Raw genomic sequence first — 1,832 nt, forward strand, 5'->3', positions numbered from 1 at the left:
GGCAACAGCTCATCTGGGGGAATAAATTGCTGATCATATAAGACTTTTAGCTATTGGGCAAATCCTGCAATTTGTAAATATACCAGCGCTCATTGCTATACTATGTTTAGGTTGAAAGTAATATTTGGGGGTAAGTTGCGACGAAGGAAATTCAGCAATCAAGCGATAGAGTTGTTCATACAATGTGCCATACTTAATCGCATGATACAGGATTGTAAGCCAGAAAGCTACAAAGTAGAATTCTAATTAACTTCTCTTATGGGGAGAAGTCGCGATCGCAACATTCATGCAACAAAGCCTTATATATCTATAAAATTATTTATTAGCAACAGAACTTACGCACTGAAAATATATATAGGGTTTCGGTGTGTTACGCTACCGCTAACACACCCTACCAATGGCGTTCATACGTAACTCCTGAGTAATAATCTTTAATTTTTATTTTACAAACTAGCCAAAACTTATATCAGTAAAGCTATTTAGATTTATATATATTTTTTTTGTACCTATTGATACTAAAAATAGTCATAGTAATTATCTATTAATTATCAACAGTAGTTTTAATTCAATAGGAGTTTACTTTGTCTAAGACTGTATATTTAAACACTTGGAAAATTTTAAGTTTTTTCTGAGTTCAGCCTTTCTTTAATTACAAGATATTTTCTGCATCATTCAAATCAAACTACTAAATTACTGACACAAAATTTTCATTCATTGCAAAACTTTAGTAAGTTATATCAAAATCCTTAAGGAAAATTCTGGAAAGTTAAATATAATTTTCTCCTGAAAGTTAGTCCTATTTATTGATAAATAATAAATAAACACTACTTAATTTTCACCTGTAGATTGATTAAATAAATCATGAAACAATATTGAAAATTTAGTAAGTACTTATATTATTTATATTCTGTGAATATACTTGTTTGACATAAAAGCTTGAATATGTTAAAAAAATAATTGGTCATTGCCACCATTTAATGCTAATAAAACTTATCTCAACAAAATAACTTGTGAAATAAAATAACTATTATAGGTTGTCTGAGAAGTCCCTTATGCTACATCCAAGCCCCCGCGCATCCCCCAAAATTGGGGGAATTTTAGAAGCAAATTGACTCTTGTTCCCCCCAAAGTTGGGGGCTAGGGGGGCAAAATTCAGTATCGAAAAACTTTTCAGATATCCTCTTAATTCAAGCAATTATTAATAAAGTTTATTTGAATACTTATTTGATTAAATAAAGAGAAATAATGAATAAAAAAAAGCCTATATATCAACAATTTTTACCACAACTAACAAGTGCCTTACTAAGTTTAATTGTACTTTTACCAACCTCAAGCAGAGCTAATACTTTATTAGGAATAATTCGAGACTCAGGAAATACAGATGAATGGAATAACATCATTACACGAATAAGCAATTTAGGTATAAGTTATGAACCTATAGAACTACGGCAAATTAATACAGTAGCTGACCTATCTGGGGTGAAAGTTATCTTTTTACCAAACATTGAAACCTTAACCCAAACTCAAGTAGAAATTATAGAAGAGTGGGTGAAACAAGGAGGGAAATTAATAGCTAGTGGCCAGGTAGGGAGAAAATCTAAACCAGGAGTAAGGCAAGAACTGCGATCGCTCCTTGGCTCTTACTGGGCCTTTCCCCTGAGTCAACCTGCAACACCGGAAGCAAAATATCGTTGTTTAGATATTGCTTGCAAAAAATCTACCAGTTGGGCACCCATGGGAAATGACCAAGATACTGTTGAAGGTGGAGTATTAATTCCGGCAGGGTTAAGCAGCACAACTGCAGCTACTTGGAAAGGAAGTTCGGGTTCTTC

1 pseudogene is annotated in these 1,832 nt (G+C 32.9%); it reads left to right on the forward strand.

Annotated elements, in window-relative coordinates:
* Positions 1 to 1,245: 1,245 nt before the first annotated feature.
* A pseudogene (locus AC3DU7_RS27920) lies at positions 1,246 to 1,832 on the forward strand (hypothetical protein); the annotation flags it as partial.

Source organism: Okeania sp. (assembly GCF_983059655.1).